Annotated in this window: 17 protein-coding genes; 12 read left to right on the plus strand and 5 right to left on the minus strand. The window is 36.2% G+C overall.

What is annotated here, in order from left to right; genetic code table 11:
* The first annotated feature begins 5 nt into the window (after positions 1–5).
* The 8 genes from feoB to QWY78_RS14605 all read left to right on the plus strand — a co-directional run bounded on the left by feoB (position 6) and on the right by QWY78_RS14605 (position 8298).
* Complete coding sequence (gene feoB, locus QWY78_RS14575; RefSeq protein WP_290221227.1) at positions 6–2039, plus strand: ferrous iron transport protein B; 2034 nt, start codon at positions 6–8, stop codon at positions 2037–2039.
* The gene (locus QWY78_RS14580) at positions 2039–2191 is read left to right on the plus strand and encodes a hypothetical protein (protein ID WP_290221229.1); all 153 of its coding nucleotides are present in this window, start codon (positions 2039–2041) and stop codon (positions 2189–2191) included. The genes feoB and QWY78_RS14580 overlap by 1 nt, the downstream gene beginning before the upstream one ends.
* A 324-nt stretch (positions 2192–2515) precedes the next feature.
* Entirely contained in the window at positions 2516–3862 is a 1347-nt protein-coding gene (locus tag QWY78_RS14585; protein WP_290221231.1) for a hypothetical protein, read from the plus strand.
* A 271-nt stretch (positions 3863–4133) separates the two neighbouring features.
* Positions 4134–4457, plus strand: a complete 324-nt coding sequence (locus QWY78_RS14590) for a T6SS effector amidase Tae4 family protein (protein WP_290221234.1) — start codon at positions 4134–4136, stop codon at positions 4455–4457.
* A gap of 6 nt (positions 4458–4463) precedes the next feature.
* On the plus strand, positions 4464–4982 hold the full coding sequence (locus tag QWY78_RS14595) for a hypothetical protein (protein WP_290221236.1): 519 nt from the start codon (positions 4464–4466) through the stop codon (positions 4980–4982).
* Positions 4983–5171: 189 nt separating this feature from the next.
* Entirely contained in the window at positions 5172–6554 is a 1383-nt protein-coding gene (glmM, locus tag QWY78_RS14600; protein ID WP_290221238.1) for a phosphoglucosamine mutase, read from the plus strand.
* A 34-nt stretch (positions 6555–6588) separates the two neighbouring features.
* Positions 6589–6705, plus strand: a complete 117-nt coding sequence (locus QWY78_RS14885) for a DUF2683 family protein (RefSeq protein WP_353960538.1) — start codon at positions 6589–6591, stop codon at positions 6703–6705.
* Between the two features lie 222 nt (positions 6706–6927).
* The gene (locus QWY78_RS14605) at positions 6928–8298 is read left to right on the plus strand and encodes a tetratricopeptide repeat protein (protein ID WP_290221240.1); all 1371 of its coding nucleotides are present in this window, start codon (positions 6928–6930) and stop codon (positions 8296–8298) included.
* Between the two features lie 213 nt (positions 8299–8511).
* Here the strand turns inward: QWY78_RS14605 and QWY78_RS14610 are convergent, their stop codons facing one another.
* The 5 genes from QWY78_RS14610 to QWY78_RS14630 all read right to left on the minus strand — a co-directional run bounded on the left by QWY78_RS14610 (position 8512) and on the right by QWY78_RS14630 (position 15563).
* On the minus strand, positions 8512–9804 hold the full coding sequence (locus QWY78_RS14610; protein WP_290221242.1) for a DUF6080 domain-containing protein: 1293 nt from the start codon (positions 9802–9804) through the stop codon (positions 8512–8514).
* 12 nt (positions 9805–9816) lie between these two features.
* Positions 9817–11361 (minus strand): protein adenylyltransferase SelO, encoded by a 1545-nt coding sequence (locus tag QWY78_RS14615; protein ID WP_290221244.1) that lies wholly within the window; start codon positions 11359–11361, stop codon positions 9817–9819.
* Between the two features lie 74 nt (positions 11362–11435).
* Positions 11436–13814, minus strand: a complete 2379-nt coding sequence (locus QWY78_RS14620; protein ID WP_290221246.1) for a transglycosylase domain-containing protein — start codon at positions 13812–13814, stop codon at positions 11436–11438.
* 8 nt (positions 13815–13822) lie between these two features.
* Positions 13823–14287, minus strand: coding sequence for a gliding motility lipoprotein GldH (locus QWY78_RS14625; protein ID WP_290221248.1), 465 nt, complete (start codon positions 14285–14287; stop codon positions 13823–13825).
* Entirely contained in the window at positions 14280–15563 is a 1284-nt protein-coding gene (locus tag QWY78_RS14630; RefSeq protein ID WP_290221250.1) for a PSP1 domain-containing protein, read from the minus strand. The genes QWY78_RS14625 and QWY78_RS14630 overlap by 8 nt, the downstream gene beginning before the upstream one ends.
* A 388-nt stretch (positions 15564–15951) precedes the next feature.
* On the opposite strand from QWY78_RS14630, the gene QWY78_RS14635 reads away from it, so the two are divergent.
* The 4 genes from QWY78_RS14635 to QWY78_RS14650 all read left to right on the plus strand — a co-directional run bounded on the left by QWY78_RS14635 (position 15952) and on the right by QWY78_RS14650 (position 20390).
* Positions 15952–17190 (plus strand): OmpP1/FadL family transporter, encoded by a 1239-nt coding sequence (locus QWY78_RS14635; RefSeq protein ID WP_290221252.1) that lies wholly within the window; start codon positions 15952–15954, stop codon positions 17188–17190.
* A gap of 14 nt (positions 17191–17204) precedes the next feature.
* Entirely contained in the window at positions 17205–18683 is a 1479-nt protein-coding gene (locus tag QWY78_RS14640; protein ID WP_290221254.1) for an SGNH/GDSL hydrolase family protein, read from the plus strand.
* Between the two features lie 90 nt (positions 18684–18773).
* Positions 18774–19712 carry a ribose-phosphate pyrophosphokinase gene (locus tag QWY78_RS14645; RefSeq protein ID WP_290221256.1) on the plus strand — a complete coding sequence of 313 codons (939 nt, stop codon included), beginning with the start codon at positions 18774–18776 and terminating at the stop codon, positions 19710–19712.
* A 48-nt stretch (positions 19713–19760) separates the two neighbouring features.
* Entirely contained in the window at positions 19761–20390 is a 630-nt protein-coding gene (locus QWY78_RS14650; RefSeq protein WP_290221258.1) for a 50S ribosomal protein L25/general stress protein Ctc, read from the plus strand.
* Positions 20391–20620: the final 230 nt, after the last annotated feature.

The following is a 20620-nucleotide window of genomic DNA, read 5'->3' on the forward strand; positions in this document are numbered from 1 at the left end:
GAAGAATGAACACTTCCAACAAGAAACAAATCCTTCTGGTAGGAAACCCCAATGTAGGAAAATCTACCGTCTTCAACTTACTTTGCAATAAAAAACAAAAAACTGGAAATTATGCCGGAGTCACCGTTGCAAGCCACTCTGGTGATTATGATTATCAAGGCGAAATTGTTGAGGTGATCGATTTACCGGGCTCTTACAGTATTTACCCCAGCTCTGAAGATGAAGCCATTTTATCAAAATTTTTGGTCGATGAGCAGAAGAATTATTCAGGAGTTGTCTATATTTTAGAAGCGTTAAGCATCAAAAGAGGGTTGCTTCTCTTTCAGCAAATTCAAGATCTGGGAATTCCCATATTATTAGTGGTCAATCAAATCGATCAAGCCGAAAGACGCGGAATCAATATCGATATTGACCAGCTTTCCAAAGAATTGAACGTAACGGTCTTACAAGCGAATGCCAAAGAAAATCAAGGAATTGAAGCATTGCGTGCTGAAATTCATAATGGAAACTTCGCCCAATCAGAATCGGTTTCTTTTGATATACCAACCGAACATAAAGGCTTGGTTTTTAAAATACTGGCCGAAACAAAAGAAGAAAATCAATATAAAGTCTGGACTTTGCTTTCTTCAGATACCTATTTAGGAAAGCTGGAAACCGTTCACGAACAATTGAATAATGATGAGGTTAAATGTTTGATTCCGAAAAGATTACAGACACAAGAAACCATCAGGCGTTATCAGGAAATAGATAAGATTATTTCTAAAGTGCTTTCAAAAAAACCGCAATATAAGGAACTTCTCACCGAAAAGTTAGACAAAGTTTTAGTTCATAAATTTTGGGGCTACGTCATTTTTGGGATGATTTTATTAATCATCTTCCAAAGTGTTTTCTTTTTAGCAGAATATCCGATGAATTGGATCTCTGATTTTTTCTTGTGGCTGTCTACTTTTACCGCTGAACATTTGCCAGCGGGTCCGATAAATTCGCTCATCGCAAACGGTATTATTCCGGGAGTGGGCGGGATTATGGTCTTTGCGCCACAGATTGGTATTTTGCTCTATTTCCTTTACCTCTTAGAAGATTCAGGATATATGGCGCGAGTTATATTTTTAATGGATCGGTTTCTCCGACCTTTTGGATTAAACGGAAAAAGTATTGTTCCTTTGGTTTCAGGGACTGCCTGTGCGATTCCTGCAATTATGTCTACCCGAAATATTGAGAATGTTAAAGAACGATTGATTACGATTTTAGTAACCCCTTTCATGACGTGTTCTGCACGGCTTCCGGTTTACAGCATTATCATTGGTTTAATCATTCCGAATAAATATTTTATTGGAATCAGCTATAAAGCTATCGCTTTAATGGCAATGTATTTTCTCGGATTTTTCACCTCCCTTATGGCTGCGTTAATCCTTAAGAAAATTATTAAAAGCAAGGGGAAATCCTTCCTCGTGATGGATCTTCCGTCTTATAAAATGCCACTTTTTGGCTATGATTTTAAAATCGTGCTGGGTAAAGTTTGGGAATTTATTACCGGAGCCGGTAAAATTATCTTCTTGTTCAGTATTGTTATTTGGTTTTTCTCGTATATCGGACCTACGCAAAATGACAAAGAATTTGTAGCTACCGATGTGAAATTAGATCATTCTTATCTCGCCAAAATGGGTAAATCTATTGAGCCTGTGATTGCGCCTTTGGGTTACGATTGGAAAATGGGCGTTGGTATTTTAACCAGTTTTGTAGCGAGAGAAGTCTTTGTAGGAACCATGTCAACTTTATACAGTTTAGATGATGAAGCGCCAGAAGGGAAAATCATCGATAAAATGAGGAATGATAAAAAACCAAATGGAGAACCAGTTTATAGTTTTGCCACGGGAATTTCAATCTTATTCTTTTATGCTTTTGCCATGCAATGTGTTTCTACTTTGGCCGTTGTATACAGAGAAACCAAATCCTGGAAATGGACGATGGCGCAACTATTCGGCATGTCGGGATTAGCTTATATAGCCTCACTAATTGTCTATCAAATTTTAAAGTAATGGATAATTCACTTGTTTTTCAATATATCATTATTGCGGTAATTGTCTTAATCGCAGGTTATTCTTTATTTAAAATTATCGCTAAAAATTTCAGTTCGAAGAAATTCAAAAAGAACGGAAAACCAGGTTGCGATTCTGATTGTTGTGGATGATTTAATTAAATTACTCATTATCAATATTCTATTATTCTAAATCCGCTATAAAGCTTATTTCTTAGCTATTTGTATTTTTAGCGGAATATATAAGTGAAATGTGGTATTACGCAAAAATCCATTGAGTGTTTAGTTCTTTTATGAAGAATTTGTAAAATATTATATTTATTCATATATTTGATTTTTGGCAAAAAGTAAAAACCTTGTTTGAAAAACTACTTATTCTAATAAATTAAATATTAATCAATAATGACTAAAAACTATTTTTTCTCTTCTATCTCTGTTGTTTTTTCTCTAATCCTCTTATAGGGTTGTAGAAGTGAAGTGTTAACAGATGAAAATTATTCACAACCGGTACAAGCAAAAATTGACACAACTGGAATATACAAAATGAAGGATGTTCCTTTGTTTAAAGATTATCTCCAACGAAATTTATCCAATGAGAATTTTCATTCACAGGAGTATGTGGATGTCTTAAATGACAATAATTTAGTCGATGTTATCAATTTAAATAACAAAGTATCATATAGCACTCTCGTTAATAAAGAAAATTTAGTATATCAAGTTTTAATCTACACGAAAAAAGAGGAAAAAGAACAAATGCTTATAGCCGAGTTAACTTCTGATGTCGAAATTCAAGACTTTAAATTAAATAAATTTACAGGAACTATTATTTTTAAAGAACTGAACTTGAATGTGCTTGGGAATGAAATGTTTGAAAATGGTCATTCAATTAAGAGTTATTCTAAATCTATATGTGGATATGTGACCACTGCTGTTTCATGCGCTTCAGGTCGCCATTTCCCTGGAGAAGCTTGTGCATGTTCGGGAACATCTGGTTCGGCATATTATGATACTGAAATTTTAAATTGTTCTGGAGGGCATGCCGAGTCTTTAGACCCTAATTGGGGTGGCGGCGGAATTGGCGGCGGTGGTGGTGGTTTTAACCCTTACGACTTTTCACCGTCAGAGGCTTTACTGTACTACTTAGAAATTAAAGGTGGAACAGGTTTTTCAACTCAACAATTGAGTTATCTACAAAATAATCCTTTAGTCGCAGATTCATTAAAGTATTATTTTCTAAATGACGAAAATTCTGGATCTCCTTCTTTGTTACATTGGTCTGTTAATTTTTTTATTCAAAATCCGAATACATCGTGGACAGAGTTTCAGAATTGGTTCATAGATTCAAATGGTACTCCAAATTTAACTTTTGATAATAGTGTCAATACGAATAATTCTTTTGTATTTACTTCATTAGCAGAATTCAAAAATGCACTTCAGTCAAAAAACAATTCCATATCCACAGAAAGTAGTGTAATACAAGATAACGGCAGTGAAAAAATAGTTTCAGCAAAAGTTAAAAGAACTGGATTCTGGAATAGTGGTGAAGAAGTTTTGATTAAACTAAAAAAAATAAATAATACTTGGACTTTTGATAGCGTGACTTCTACTGAATATGGTTTAACATTAGGAACTTGGTCATTTACTCAAATAGCATTTACTCAAAATGTACAAAATCAAATAATTAAAGTGGAGGTCATAGGATATGAAAATTACAATATCTTTGTCGAAGGAATTGGTACTGTTTATAAAGATAAAGTTATGATTAGAGTAAATATTAGTAATAATACTGGCAATATCAGTAGCATAGAATTTGTAGACTTATAATTATGGAAAATATTTCGGAGTTTAATTTAGTTTTTTTTTATTACAGTGCTTAAATTTGATAGTACTTATTTTAATAATATATTTTATTTATAAAATATATCAAAAAATAAAGTAATATCTTATACTTATTGGCAAATCAGCGGATTTTTTAAATTAATGTAATCATTCGCAATTGTTTTTAATAATTATAAAAAACAGCCGTAATTTTACGGTTGTTTTTGTTATCTGACGACTCACTTATTTATTCGTTTTTTTGCACAAACATATTTCGATGAAAGGAAATAATGATTGGAATTATATTTTAACCGCATCTAAAATGGGTATATTTCTTGAAAAAACATTTGGAGTACCTACGCACAAATTGGAAGGTGCTGATGCAAACAATCCGAGCAAAATTGCAGAATTTCTAAAAGGAAAAACAGGGGTGTACTTGGTAATAAACAAGGATCCAAGTAAAAAAGACGGAGCGGGTTATACAGGGCACACGGATATGATTAAAAACGGTTATGTCTCAGGAGGGGCAAATGTTACAAATTCTAATGGAAGCATTATTAAAGGAGGGATTAAACATATTTATATTTGGGAACTAAATTAATAAATTATGAAAAAAATTTTATCATTAATACTTATTCTATTATCACTTGTTGTAATTGCCCAGGATAATATGATATATGAGGCTGAAAAAAAACACATTAAAAAGATAGGAAAATATAAATATGTGTTAAAATATGAATACAATTATCAACCTGAAGGTAAATTTTGCTCCTTTTCTGAAGTTTTAACAAAAGGTAATAGAAAACAATATATTGGTCATTTCGTATACCAGTTAAAAAATAGCACCGAGATACGTATAAGTCCACATAATCCTCCTCCTCTTCAGATTGAAAATAGAATTGTACAAAGTTATGATTCATTTTACGATGAAATAAAAGGACAAATAATCGTAACCACATATTTTTATGATGATAAAGAACCCAAGGAAAAAGAAATAAAAACTTTGCAACAAGGCAAAATAGGATTTTTCTATGTCAAGGAAAAGCAAACTTTTTTCAAAAATGGAGAAGTAGAAGAACAAACAAATCTACCAGAAAAAATAGAGTTTTATAAAATTCCTTTTTAAATTTAACAATATTTTAACCGTTCCGAGTCAAAATGTAAATTGCTGGAAATTAGACTAATGGTGTTTTAAACTATGGATTATTCTTGCGTTTCTATTAAGTTTTTCTCCTATTTTATTTGTATTTTTGCAGCTTGAAAAACTTTATGTCATAATGACGTATTACTTTTAATAATTGTAAAAAATAAGTTTATGTCTTTAATAAAATCAATCTCAGGAATCCGCGGAACCATCGGTGGAAAAGTAGATGAAAATTTGACGCCACTTGATGTGGTGAAATTCACTTCCGCATTCGGAACTTGGCTTCAAAATAATAAAAATAAAAAAGATCTTACTATCGTTGTTGGTCGCGATGCCAGAATTTCCGGTTCGATGGTGAATTCGTTGGTCACTGCAACTTTGCAAGGTCTGGGAATTCACGTGGTTGATTTAGGGCTTTCGACAACGCCAACGGTTGAAGTAATGGTTCCAGAACTGAACGCTGATGGTGGAATTATTTTAACTGCTTCTCACAATCCAAAACAATGGAATGCTTTAAAATTATTAAATGAAAAAGGTGAGTTCATTACCGGTGAAAATGGTACAGAAGTTTTGGCCTTAGCAGAAAGTCAAGATTTTGATTACGCTCAGGTTGATGATTTGGGAACGTACGAAACCCGTGATGATGCTTTCGATATTCATATTCAAAAGATTCTGGATTTACCAATGGTTGATGCAGAAGCTATTAAAGCAAAGAAATTTAAAGTCGTAGTAGATGCTGTAAATTCTACGGGCGGAATTGCTATTCCGCAGTTGTTAGCGCATTTCGACTGTGAAGTGGTGAAACTATATTGTGAACCCAATGGTCATTTCCCACACAATCCGGAACCATTAAAAGAACATTTGGGAGATATTTGCGAACTGATGAAAACAGAAAAGGCTGATGTTGGAATTGTAGTGGATCCAGATGTGGACCGTTTGGCTTTGGTCGATGAAAACGGTGAGCTTTTCGGCGAAGAATATACTTTGGTGGCCGTGGCTGATTATCTTTTGAGACACCAAAAAGGTGTAGCCGTTTCTAATTTAAGTTCCAGTCGTGCTTTGCGAGATGTTGCAAAAAAACATGGTTCAGAATATTTTGCAAGCGCCGTGGGTGAAGTGAACGTGGTAACTTTAATGAAAGAAAAAAATGCCGTGATTGGTGGCGAAGGAAATGGTGGAATCATTTATCCTGACCTTCATTATGGTCGCGATTCTTTGGTGGGTGTAGCGTTGTTTTTAACGCATTTAGCCAAAGAAAATAAAACGGTTTCAGAATTAAGAGCTACTTATCCAAGTTATTTCATGGGTAAAAAGAAAATTGAACTCACGCCAGATATTGATGTAGATTCTCTCTTAACTAAAATGGAAAAAAAGTATCAAACAGAAGAACTTTCAACCGTCGATGGACTGAAAATAGATTTTGAAAACAATTGGGTACATTTGAGAAAGTCAAATACAGAACCGATTATTAGAATTTATACCGAAGCTTTTTCACAAGAAGAAGCTGATGATTTGGGAAATCACATGATTGAAAAAATTAGAAGTTTGATTTAATCAAAATTGATTAACTTTAATTCAAATTTGAGTGATGACAATTACAATAAATCCAAAAAGTAAAAAAGAATCTGAAAAGATAAAAGCGATCCTTAAAGCACTTGAGGTTGATTTTATTGAAGATAGTGTAGAAAATGATTGGTGGAATTAACTTTCAGACTCTGAAAAAAACACGATCGAAATGGGCTGGAAAGACGTCGAAAAAGGAAGAGTAATTTCACATGAAGAAGTTATCAAATCTTTTGGAAGGTGAAAAAAGTAAGTTGGTCTATTCATGCTTTGATAACAGACAAGATCCAGAAAACTTAAAAATTAATTAAAAAACTTTTTCATATTTAATTATAACTTACGTAGAGAAAAAAACAACAATAAAGTGGAAGAATTTTTTGAAAACGAACTCGTAGAAAAGTTTGAAGAAATGGTCGAAAATAATGATGAACTCTACTTCGAAACCGAAGAATATGAAGAAATCATTATATATTACCTAGAAATAGGGGATATCTCGTTTGCCGATATGGCAACAAAGTATGGGCTGAAAATTCACCCCAATTCCCTGGATTTGAAAGTGAAGCAATTCGAAGTCTTTTTGGAATTAGAAAAATATACAGAAGCCAAAGAATTGATGGAGGAATTAAAGGAACCGTGTATGGATAATACAGATTTTCTGGTGTGTTGCGCAAAATATTACTCGAATCTTGGCAATCCAAGAAGATCCATAGAATATTGCGAAACAGCTCTGGTATTGCATGATGAAGAGAACTTTTTGCATAACTTCATCGCCGATGAATATGTAAATTTAGAAGATCCTTTCAAAGCCTTAAAACACTATAAACTCGCTTTGAGTTTTGATCAGCAAGATGATTATGCCCTAGAAAATGTAATGTTCTGCTACAACCAACTCAAAAGAAGCGAGGAAGCCATTGAATTTTTGAATGGTTATTTGGATAAATTTGCCTTCTCAGAAACCGCTTGGTACGAATACGGACAGTTTTATTTTAATAAAAAAAACTATGAAGAAGCCATCAAGGGATTTGATTATTTATTAGCCGTAAATCCACAATCTATTGGTGTTTATGCCAATAAAGCTGCATGTTATGAAGCCATGGGCGAGTGGTTAAAAGCCATTGCCGTGTACGAAGAAATGTTGGCTTTAGAATATACCAAATCATTTACCTTCTATAAAATCGGGTTGTGTTACAAAGAAAATAAACAGCCGGTTTTAGCCTTAAACTCTTTTCAGAAATCATTGCGAGATGATCCGCAGTTTTATCTGTCGATGATGGAGCAATCCTACATCTACGAAGAAATGGGCAGTATGAAAGAAGCGCTTCATTTTGCAAAAGAAGCCGTTTCGCTCAACGAATCCAATTTGGATTATCAGAAAAGACTGGCGTTCTTATATATTGAAGGTGGCAAATTCGAAGAAAGTTTGGCTTGCCTGAAAAAATTAGTCGATTTCGAACCCACTCGTTTCTACAATTGGTACGCCTATTCAGAAGTTTTGATGTTGATCGGCGAATTTGAAGAGGCCGTGAATGTTTTAATCGAAGCTACAAAAACCCACCACAGGGCCGAATTGTTTTATCAGTTAAGCAACTGTTATTTCCAGCTGAACAATCAGAAAAAAGGCCGCGAAGCTTTAGCACAAGCACAAGCGCTCGATCCACAACTTTTAGAAGATATGCAGCAAAAATATCCATTCCTGAAAGAAGAAGTAGATAAAGTAAAAACAAAAAAGAAGTAATTCTTTTCTCAGATAAAAATTAAAACGCATGTTAAAGTGCGTTTTTTTTTGGTCGGAAAATAAAAAGGGAATAATGCTTATTTTTCTTTAGGGCAGCTTCATCCGCCTTCCGCTCCCAATCTTTTTCACTCCTCGTACCTCGTCATAAAAAAGGATTTCCGCTCAAGTCGGGCTGCGACAGTTCTGTGTTTTAATAAACCTTCCTCAATAGAATTACCGGTAATACTTTTCTAGAAAATCAAAAAATTCAGTCATCCTAAAGAGATTATTCAGCGCGAGGTAAAAAAACAAGATCCAAACCGCAACATATAGAAAAGACAGGGTTTTTGGCGAGTCTTTATAACGATTAAACAACCATCCCAGCAACAACGGAACAACAAAGATAAAATGGCCACCGTAAATATAAGAAGTGTGCAAACCGAACTTTAAAACGCAGTGAATCACTAGATCTACCAAGAAAGAGAGCATCAGAATCTGAACGAATTTATTCTTAAAATTCTTTAAATAACTCCATAAAACAAGAATTAAAATTAGGGAGACAAAAACATAAGGCAGCACGGAGGTATAAACCTCCATGAAAAGAGCTTTGTATTCAAAACCTTTCTTATTGTGATAATCTCTCGTAACAAAGCTGCTGAAAAGCATATTTCCACCAAAAAACCAACTTGCGATCATATCCCAAACTGGCGTTACTTTTGGATTTGAAAATTTTTCGTATTGCTCACCGGATTTATTCAGAAAATTCAAAAACTTAAAATCCAACCGATACAGGAACAGCAAAACAAACACAGCAATAGAAATCACTCCACGTAAGAAAAGATGACCAAATCTTCTCCAGTTTCGGAAAACATCCTTTTCAAATAGTAGCGGAATATAGACTTTTACAATATTCGTTACCGTTAATCCTCCGATTACAACTCCTGCTAAAGCCAGAGCCGTAGCCGGAATCTTTTCTTCTTTCCTTAATTTTAACGCCGCATAATAATTAAATAAAACCAAAAAGAGTAAGGTGTAAGTATACGTTTCCGGGGTGAAAGAAAGCAAAATTGGTGTACTGAAAAAAGAGAAAAAGAAAAGGAGTAGCAAAGAAATCTTCTTTGGTAAAATGATGATATTTTTTAGGTATTTATAAATCTGAATTAAACTCAAACTGATCGCAAAATTACTGCACCAAGCCAATGCAAGCCTAAAGGTTGCGTCTTTTTTTCCATTTGAAAAGAGATAGGCAACTTCACGAATCCAATTGAAAAAATAATTAGCGAGCGGATGTCTTTCAAAGCCACCACCAGTCATGACAATCGCGCGATTGTCAAAACTAAAATACGCATCCCAAGGAATTCTATTGTCAAAAATAATTCGATAATTCAAAGCGATTGCTGTTCCTAAAAGACCATAAGCGGTTAGAAATACTGTAAATAAAAGCAGTTCCAATTTTGTTTCCGGGAAAACAGTTTTCAGAAAATCGGTTGATTTTTGTTTAAAATTCAAAGTAAAAAATTTCGGCAAAAGTAAGCAATTTTAGGAACTACAAGACAGGGTAGAGCAACCAGCTTGGCCATCGTAGAAGGAAGGTCTTTTCAACGAAAATTCCGGATAGATTTCCTCATAAGGATTTTCTAAAGCAATCAATAATTTCGTCAGCAGTTCTTTTTTTCCTTCATTCAACTCATTAATACATTCAAAAAGCAGATAATTTCTAAGGATGAATTTGGGATTGGTTCTGCGCATCATTTCTAAAGAATCTGTTGTTGAAATCGTATTTTCGGCCAATCGACTTCGATATGTATTCAGGAAATCTTTCAATTTTTTATCGTGATCTTCAGTTACTCTTGAATAAAAAACCTCCTTAAAATGGGTTTTATACGCAACATTTGGGGTATAAGTTTCTAATTGTTTGAAAAATAAAGTATAATCAATTTCTAGATCCTGCATGAACTGTTGCGCTTCTGTAAAAAACTCACCATCGCTGGGTAGAACTCTATCAAACCCAAATTTTCGCGCCATCATTTCATCGTGTTTAATCCAAAAATTGGTATTAAAATCGTTCAGTATTTTTTCTAAGGTAGATTCGTTTTTAATTAAAGGAAACAAGGCATTGGCCAATTGCCAGAGATTCCATTGTGCAATTTTCGCTTGGTTTCCGAAGGCATACCTTCTCCCTGGTAAATCGGTCGTGTTGGGTGTGAAATTTAAATCATATTCATCAAGGAAAGAAAATGGGCCATAATCAATCGTTAAGCCTAAAATCGACATGTTATCCGTATTCATAACGCCGTGAACAAATCCTACTCGGAACCATTCTACAAGCATATCAGCTGTTTTCTCTGCAACTATTCTGAAGAATTCAGCATATTGATGAGGATGGTTTCGATCAACTTCGGGGAAATAATTTTCAAGCGTAAAATCGGTGAGTTGTTGTAAGGTTGTATGTTCATTTTGTGCAGAAATCCATTCAAAATGTCCAAACCGTAAAAAGCTTGGTGCGGTTCTGGTCATTACTGCTCCTTTTTCATAGGTGGCATTGCCATCGTATAATAGATCCCGTACCACTTGTTCACCGCTATAAGAAAGCGACAAAGCACGAGTGGTGGGAATTCCTAAATGATGCATCGCTTCACTCATAAGATATTCTCGAACGGAAGACCGAAGAACGGCGCGACCGTCTGCATGGCGGGAGTATGGGGTTGCACCTGCACCTTTCCACTGGATTTCTGTTTTTTCACCTTCTGAGTTTTCAATCTCTCCCGCAAAAATTGCACGTCCATCGCCCAATTGCCCAGCCCAATTGCCAAATTGATGTCCGGCATAAGCGGTGGCATAGGTTTTTACGTTTTCAGGAAGTATTTTGGCATTCAGAAAATCTTTATCGGCTTCGTTTTCAATGGTGCCTAAACCAATCTCCTCAGATAGTTTTTCATTAAAAATGATTAATTCTGAGGTATCGAAATGGGCTATTTCTGTGGTTGAAAATAAAATTTTGGGAGTTTGTCTTTGCCTGGGAATTCCAGAAAAATCACCCGGAAATCGGTCGAGAAAGGGTTGTTTTATTTGGTCTAAATTCATAATCCAAAGTTCGTTAAAAAAAACATCCTTCCAAAAATTTGAAAGGATGTTTCTATACATTCTATAAATGAACGTTATTTATTAAAATCGATATCGTCGCCCGTATTGATGTTTTCGTTAACGTTATCTTCTTTTACCGTTGGCTTTTTAACGGTATTTGTAGGTTCTGCAACGGTTGGGTTTTTAATTTGATCAATGGTTTGTAGGCCACCATCATCACCATAGCCACCAAGACCTTGTAAATCTGCACAATTCCCGGTCCAGTTGGAAGGTTTTACAAATTTATCTTCCGGTGAAATTTGCAAGTCTTTATCTGCCCATACTTTTTTCATAAAGATGGCCCAAATTGGCAGAGCCATTTTTGCGCCTTGTCCTTCACCGGTTCCATAGAAATGTGTAGCTCTGTCTTCCCAGCCAACCCAAACTCCGGTCGCAAGGTTCGGGGTGATTCCCATAAACCAACCGTCTGAGTTATTCTGCGTGGTTCCTGTTTTACCCGCGATCTCGATTCCTTTGGCCACTCCTCTTCTTCCCAATTCACCAGATGCGGTACCGAAATCAGCTACGCCCTTCATCAAATCGATCATGGTGTAGGCATATAATTCGTTCATTACTTCTTTGGTGACTGGTTTTACTTCTTTAATTACTCGTCCGTTCGCATCTTCAATTCGCCAAATCATTTCGGGTTTAATATAATTTCCATAATTCGCGAAGGTACTGTAAGCGCCGAGCATTTCAAATATCGTAATATCTGAGGATCCGAGCGCAACGGCATATTCATTCGGAATTTCTTCGGTTACTCCTAAATCTCTAGCCGTTTGCATCACACTTTTCACACCTGTCATTTCAATTAATCGTACTGCGACTGGGTTTTGGGAGTGTGCAAGGGCATCCCTTAAAGTAAGATTTCCACCTCTACCAGCGACCTTCCAACTTCCTTTGGTATACGTAGCATTAGAAACAGTAGAGCAAGGGGTCATTCCTAATTTCATAATGGCGGTTGCGTACACGAACGGCTTAAAAGTTGAACCCACTTGTCTTTTTCCTTGTCTAATGTGGTCATATTGGAAATGTTGCCAGTTAATTCCACCGACCCAAGCTTTAATTTCGCCTGTTCCAGGAACCATCGACATCAATCCTGCCTGTGCGATTTGTTTGTGATAGCGAATAGAATCCCATGGAGACATTTCAACTTCTTCTTCGCCTTTCCAAGTAAACCTGGAGGTTTTCACAGGAGTTTTAAAATCAATCATGATTGAGTCCTCCGAAACTCCTGCATTTTTTAGTTGTTTGTATCTGCCGGTTCTTTTTACAGCACTCATCATCACCGCGTTGGCTTGCTTGTCATTGAGATAATAAAAAGGTCTTTGTTTTCTTCCTCTTTGCTCGGCATCAAACCTGGCTTGCAAATCGGTTAAGTGTTCTTTAATAGCTTCTTCGGCGTATCCTTGCATTTTTGAATCGAGGGTGGTATAAATTTTCAGTCCGTCTTTAAATAAATTTAAAGTTTTACCGGTCTTCTTTTCATAATCTTTGATGTAACCATCAATCTCTTTTCTTAAATAATATTTATAGTAAGCGGAATAGCCTTCATCAATAGACCGAACTGGTTGATAGTCCAGCGCAATTGGTGTATCTATTGCTTTCTGATAAGTTTGCTGATCAAGATATCCTGTTTTTAGCATCTGATCCAAAACAACATCTCGTCGGATTTTTGCTCTTTCCTCATTCCGCATGGGATTGTTTTTGACAGGATTCTCAAGCATTGCAACAAACATTGCAGCTTCTGGCAGGGTAAGTTTAGTTGTTGTTTTATTAAAATAAACTCGGGAGGCCATCTCGATGCCGTTCGCATTGTATAGGAAATCAAATTTATTAAAATATAAAGTAATAATTTCTTCTTTCGTGTATCTCTTTTCTAAACTTACGGCCACCACCCATTCTTTTAGTTTTTGAAAAATAGCGGTAAATTTATTTTGTGAACGTGTTCCGGTAAATAAAAGCTTCGCCAACTGTTGAGTGATCGTAGAACCACCACCTCTTTTTCCTCCGAAAGCAACTGCGCGAGCGACAGATTGTAAATCAATTCCTGAGTGCTCTTTGAATCGTTCATCTTCTTTTGCCTGTAAAGCATAGATTAAATAGGGTGGAAGTTCTTTGTAAGTAACGGGTTGTGTTTTTTCTTTTTCGAATTTTCCCAGCATTTTTCCATCTGAAGAATAAATTTCAGACGCGACGTAAATATCTGGGTTTTCCAGTTCTTTAACATCAGGCATATCGCCGAGGAATCCCTGCGAAACTGCAAAAAATAATCCTGCAATTCCTATAATCGCTATAATTAAACCAGTCCAAACGAATTTTACCCATTTCTTCCAGCCTGTGTTTTTAACTTTTTTTGGAGGAAGTGGAAACTTCTGTGGGGTCTTGCTACCTTTATTCTGTGTGTTTTCCATAAATAAGTTTACGGTTGCGCCGTTTCTAATTTTACGCCAATATCTTCTATTCCGGGCAGATTATCATTTCGCATCGCTTGGACAATCCCTATTGAATAATCTCCATTTCCAGGAAATTTGTAATTTAATTTATACTGAAAGAGAATCTCCTTGGTATCTCCAAAGCCTTTTCCAAGCCATTCACCACTGGGTTTTGCCAAAATATAATTTAAGGTATCAGTGCTTTTGCTTTTTGTTTTTTTATCTAAAAAGTTTACAATCAACCGAATATTACTATAAGGGTAGTCGTTGTTATTTCTTACAACAAATATAATATTTTTTGGATTTTTCGCATCCTTTATATTAAAGTCAAATTTCTGTTCAGCTTTTTTATCCCATTTTCCGTTGAGGTTATTCATAAAAACCTGTTCCGAATTATTATTACAACTGGCAAGAATAAGCAAAACGAAAAAAACACCCATTATCTTATGCATTGTCATCACGTTTAGGCTGTGGTTTCTTTTTAAAGTTTTTAGGTTTCTGTTGTGGCGACTTGGCCGCTGGTTGCACAGCTTTGTCAAATGGTTTCTTTTTTCGGTCTCCTTGATTTTCGGCAGGTCTATTGTCTGGTTTCTGCTGATTATTCGGTCTTTTTTTATTTTGATTTTTTCCCGAATTTTTCCCTCGTCGCTCAAATCGATCCATATTGTTTTCCTGAATTAAATCTACTGATTTAACCGGAATGTCATGAACTTTTACATCTTCTAAAGCGGGTGCTTTCTCACCATTTTTATTTTTGGCAATCATTTTTTTAACATCCTGAACATCTAAATCATACCAAGCCATAGAGTGATCGGTATACGCAAACCACATTCTCTTTTTGAAAACGTCAATTTTAATACAGAATGCCCGCCCTTTCTCCGTATCAATCGTAGTTGATGACGGTGGGAAATCGCTTAATGCATCCAGGTAGCTATCGAGTTCATAATTGAGACAGCACTTTAATTTTCCGCATTGTCCGGCTAATTTCTGTGGATTAATGCTTAATTGCTGATAACGTGCCGCGTTGGTATTCACTGACCGGAAATCTGTTAACCATGTTGAGCAGCATAGTTCTCGGCCACAAGAACCAATTCCGCCCACTTTTGCTGCTTCTTGCCGAAAACCGATTTGTTTCATATCGATTTTGGTACGGAATAAAGAAGCGAATTCTTTGATCAATTGCCGGAAATCTACGCGAGTTTCGGCGGTGTAAAAGAAAGTCACTTTTGTGCCATCACCCTGATATTCCACATCGGTAATTTTCATTTCAAGATTCAGTGCATAAGCAATTTTTCTGCCTTGAATTTTAACACTTTCTTCTTTTCCTCTTACTTCTTGCCATACTTCGATATCTCTCTGGTTGGCTAATCGGTAAATTTTCAGGGGATTTTCTTCAGTGACATTTTTCTTTTTCATCTGAATTTTCACCAATTCTCCTGTAAGGCTTACTACACCTATATCGTGACCCGGACTAGATTCTACTGTGATAACGCTTCCCATATGAAGCGGTAATTTATTGACGTTTTTATAAAAAAATTTACGATCGTTCTTGAATCTAACTTCCACAAAATCAGTCTGTGACTGAGATGGATTATTGATATTCGAGAGCCAATCGAAAACGCTTAATTTATAGCTATTTCCGCAAGTGTCTACACTTTCACAGCCATTGGCGGATTTTGTTCCGCACGAATGGGACGAATCGCCGGATGTTTTACATCCACAACTCATATTTTTCTTTTTGTTATATGTTGCAAATTTAGTATAAATTTTTTTGTATAATTCAATGTGAGGCAATTTAACAGTATCAATTTTTTAATTATAAAAAAAACGGGAGATCGTTTATGAATTGTTCAATACTTTTAATGTTATAATGGCGATTAGTTAATGCGAAAAATGAAAATTGATTCTGTTTTATTGAAATCATTTAAATTAAACATAATAATTGTTTAAAGTGTTTTTTTAATTTTTACCTCTTCTACCACTGTGTTTTTAGATATATTACCATTTGCTAAAAGTTAAACATTAGGCATAAAATAGCATTTGTTTAAAATGAATTAAGAATAATTAACATTTGTTTAAAAAATAATTTTATATTTGGGACATTAATAATGATTTTATGAAAAAAATAGTTTTAACAACAGCATTTTTAGCTGGTGTTCTTGCTCACGCTGGAGGCTTCAGAGTTTCTCTACAAGGCGTTAAGCAACTGGCAATGGCACATACAAGTGCACACGCAGAAGACGCGAGTGTAACATTTTTTAATCCTGCGGGGATGTCATTCATTCCGTCTAAATTAAGTGTTGCAGCGGGCGGTTTTGGTGCGAAATCAACAGTAACCTACCAAAACCTATCAACTCTTGAATCTTTTGAAACAAATAACCCTTTGGGGACCCCGATTTATGCGGCGGTAGCTTATAAGGTTTTAGATAATGTTTCTGTTGGTTTTAGTTTTACGACCCCATTTGGTAGTACTATTGAATGGCCTTCTGACTGGGCTGGAAGAGAAATTGTACAACGATTAGAATTGAAGGCTTATTATTTCCAACCAATGGTTTCTTTTAAACTAGCACCATGGGCATCTGTGGGAGGTAGTTATATCTACGCAAAAGGAACAGTAAATTGGGATAAAGCGGTAACGCAGTTAGGCGGAAGTTTAAATCTATTAGATGAGAAAGCATCTGGAACCGGTTTCGGACTCGGTTTTTATTTTCAACCGAGTGATAAATTAGATGTGAGTATTGCCTACCGTTCTCCTATTGATGTGGAGGCAAAAGACGGTACCGTATCCTTTAATATTTCTCCTTCCTTGTATTCTAATTTAGGTCTTGATGCGTCTGGTAAAGATTCTTTTAAAGCGACATTGCCTCTGGTTGATGAGTATACCATTGGTGTTACGTATAAAGTTACACCGAAGTGGTTTGTTTCTGGGGACTTTAATTATAGTGGCTGGGATCGATACAATCAGTTGACTTTAGACTTCGCAAACGCTCCGATTGGTAATCAGCCAAATGATCCTACGATTTTGGTCAGCCCGAAAAACTTTAAAAGCACCCAAACTTGGAGGGTTGGAACACAATATCAAATTAATGATATGATTGCTGCCCGAGCAGGATATTACTACGATGAATCTCCTTACGAAGATGAAAACTTCCAGGCTGAAACACCATCTTTTGATAGTAATGTATTTACAGCCGGTTTAGGATTTGCATTTGCCAAAGGATTTGGATTAGACGTTTCAGGAGCTATGGCATTCCCAAAAAGCAGAGAGGTGAAAAACTCTTTTAACAACTTCTTCGGACAGGCGAAAGCGAAAGCATTTTACTTCGGTTTAGGTTTATCATATAACCCATTTTAAGATTTAATTTAATTATGAAAAAAATATTAATTTCAGCAATTGCTGTTTCAGCATTATTTTTCACAGTAAGTTGTGAAACAGACTTTGATACCGATGTAAGCAGTATACAAGTGACTCCCGGCGAAGCAAACTTTACAAAATTTGTATCGATTGGTAATTCCTTGACTTCTGGTTACAGAGACGGAACTTTATATAGCGATGGACAAATGGAGTCTTTTCCAAATATGATGGCTCAGCAAATGAAACGCGCAGGTGGTGGTGAATTTACACAACCAATGATGCCTAACAATGTAGGAGGATTCACCAATTTGTTTACCGCATCTGGTGGTACAGAATTTTATGGAAAGTTAACACTTAAAGTGCTAAATGGGGCCTTGTCGCCAACTCCTAGTGCTCCAGGAGCAAATTTAGATATGATTGGTGGTGCGGGTAAAAAATTTAGTAACATGGGCGTGCCAGGTGCGAAATCTTTCCACTTAGGTGTTAATGGATATGGTAACCCAGCTGGTTTAGCAACTGGTGCAGCCAACCCTTACTTTGTAAGATTTGCAACGAGCCCAACTGCTTCTGTAATTGGTGATGCCATGGTTCAAGCTCCAACGTTCTTCTCACTTTGGATCGGAAATAACGATGTTCTTTCTTATGCAACAAGTGGAGGTTCTGGTATTGATCAAACAGGAACAGGCAACAACCCTGCAACTTATGGTTCAAATGACATTACAGATCCAGCAGTAGTTGCTTCAGTAATCAGTGGTTATGTGAATGCGTTGACCGCAGGTGGTGCAAAAGGAGTTATTGCAAATATTCCGAATGTAACTTCAATCCCATACTTTACGAGAGTTCCTGCCATGCCGATTCCAGGTGCGCCAGCTACTGTTACAGCCCTTAATAGCGCATATGCAGGTTATAACGCGGGATTAGGACAAGCAAAGACGCTAGGATATTTAACCGAAGCAGAATATAATCAAAGATTAATCAAATTTACAGTTGGTGTGGCTAACGGAGCCATCATTGTAGATAAAGATCTTACAAATTTATCAGCCTTGAATATTCCATCATACAGACAAACTACGGCAAAAGATTATATCTTGTTAACCGCTTCCAGTCTACTTACACCTGCAGCAGGTGGTGGAACTTCAGTACCGTTGGCAGATAAATATGTATTGACCGAAAAAGAAACCGCTAAGGTATTAACTGCAACTGCAGCTTATAATGCCTCTATTAAATCAATTGCAACTGCAAAAGGTTTGGCATTTGTAGATGCAAATGCGAAAATGGTTGAGCTTTCGAAAATGTCTGGGATCCTGTTTGACGGGGTGAAGTATACCGCAACATTTGTTACCGGTGGTACATTCTCACTAGATGGCGTTCACCTTACAGGACGAGGCTATGCTTTGATTGCAAATGAATTTATGAAGGAAATCAACAAGAAATACAAATCCACTTTGCCAATGGTCAATGTAAATAGTTATCAAGGAGTAACCTTCCCATAAGTAAAATGAAAAATCATTAAATATTAAAACCACTTGAATTCTTCGAGTGGTTTTATTTTTTTAAATTTGCACATCTAAAAAAAAGTAAAAATGGCTAATCAGGCAAGTTATTTATTCTCTACCAGGACAAGTAAAGTTTTGGCGGAAAAAATTGCTCAATTCTATGGGCAAGAAATGGGGAAAATTAATTTCCAGGAATTTAGTGATGGGGAGTTTGAACCTGTATTGGATGAATCTGTTCGTGGTGGACGGGTTTTTTTAATTGGATCCACCTTTCCACCTGCAGACAATCTTCTTGAGTTATTACTCATGATTGATGCCTCCAAAAGAGCATCGGCAAAAAGCATCACCGTAGTTTTACCGTACTATGGTTTGGCAAGACAAGACAGGAAAGACCAGCCCAGAGCGCCAATCGGAGCGAAACTAGTCGCAAATCTTTTGACTGCTGCAGGTGCAACCAGAATTATGACCATGGATTTGCACGCAGATCAAATTCAGGGATTTTTTGAAATTCCAGTTGACCATCTGTACGCTTCGACTATTTTTATCGATTACATTAAGCAACTTAATTTAGAAGACCTTACCATAGCCTCTCCTGATATGGGTGGCGCCAAGAGAGCAAAAAACTATGCAAGTCACCTCGGTGCCGAAGTTGTAATCGCTTATAAAGAAAGAAAAAAAGCGAACGTTGTAGAAGAAATGTTTTTAATAGGTCATGTTGAAGGCCGAAATGTTATTCTTATTGACGACATGATTGATACGGCAGGAACATTGTGTAAAGCGGCTGATATTTTAATGGCTAACGGCGCGAAATCAGTGCGAGCGATGGCGACTCATGGTGTTCTTTCCGGGAAAGCCTATGAAAATATTGAGAATTCAAAGCTTTCTGAAGTAATTGTAACCGACACCATTCCCATCAAAACAGAATTGTCTTCAAAAATAAAAGTCCTGTCGTGTGCAGAACTCTTTGCCGATGTGATGAATATGGTGCACAAGCATAAATCAATCAGCGATAAATTCATTATTTAAAGAAAAAATTTATATCTTTGCAACCTTAAAATTTTTTAATATATTATAATGAAATCAATTACAATTCAAGGTACAAAAAGAGAAAGCGTGGGCAAGAAGTCTACTAAAGCCTTACGTGATGCTGAATTAGTTCCTTGTGTTGTTTACGGAGGTGCCGAAACTTTAAATTTTTCTGCAGAAGAAAAATCTTTCAAAGGTTTGGTTTATACTCCTGAAGCACACACGGTATCTATTGAGGTTGACGGAAAAACCATTCCTGCCGTACTTCAGGACATCCAATTCCACCCATTAACAGACAAAATCTTACACGCTGATTTCTATCAGTTGTCAGATGATAAACCAGTAGTGATGGAAGTCCCGGTAAGACTAACAGGACGTGCAAAAGGAGTAGTTGCCGGAGGTGCAATGAGACAGACCTACAGAAAACTGAAAGTAAAAGCAATCCCAGCAAACTTGCCAGACGAAATCGTGGTAGATGTTACCCCATTAAAGATTGGTAGCAAACTTTATGTAGGTGCCATCAAAGCCGAAGGATTTTCTTTCATGCATCCAGACAATGCAGTAGTAGTTGCTGTTAAAATGTCTAGAACTGCAGCCAAAGGTGGTGCAGCAGATGATGAAGAAGAGGAAACTGCAGAAGGAGAAGCTCCAGCAGCAGAAGAAACAAGTGCAGAATAAATCTACACCCAAACATAAAAAAGTCCCGCCCAGTAGTGAGCGGGACTTTTTGTATTCTTTCATTTCTTAGGGCAGCTTCATCCGCCCTCCACTCCCGCTTTTTTTTACACCACTTCGTTAAGTAAAAAAAGAGCTCCACTCAAGTCGGGGCTGCAAAATTGTATACTTTTACAAGAACTCGTTTTTTTTAATTATTTTTACTTTATTAATATCGTGGTCGTGATCAAAAA

The organism is Kaistella yonginensis (assembly GCF_030409525.1).
Lineage (GTDB): Bacteria > Bacteroidota > Bacteroidia > Flavobacteriales > Weeksellaceae > Kaistella > Kaistella yonginensis.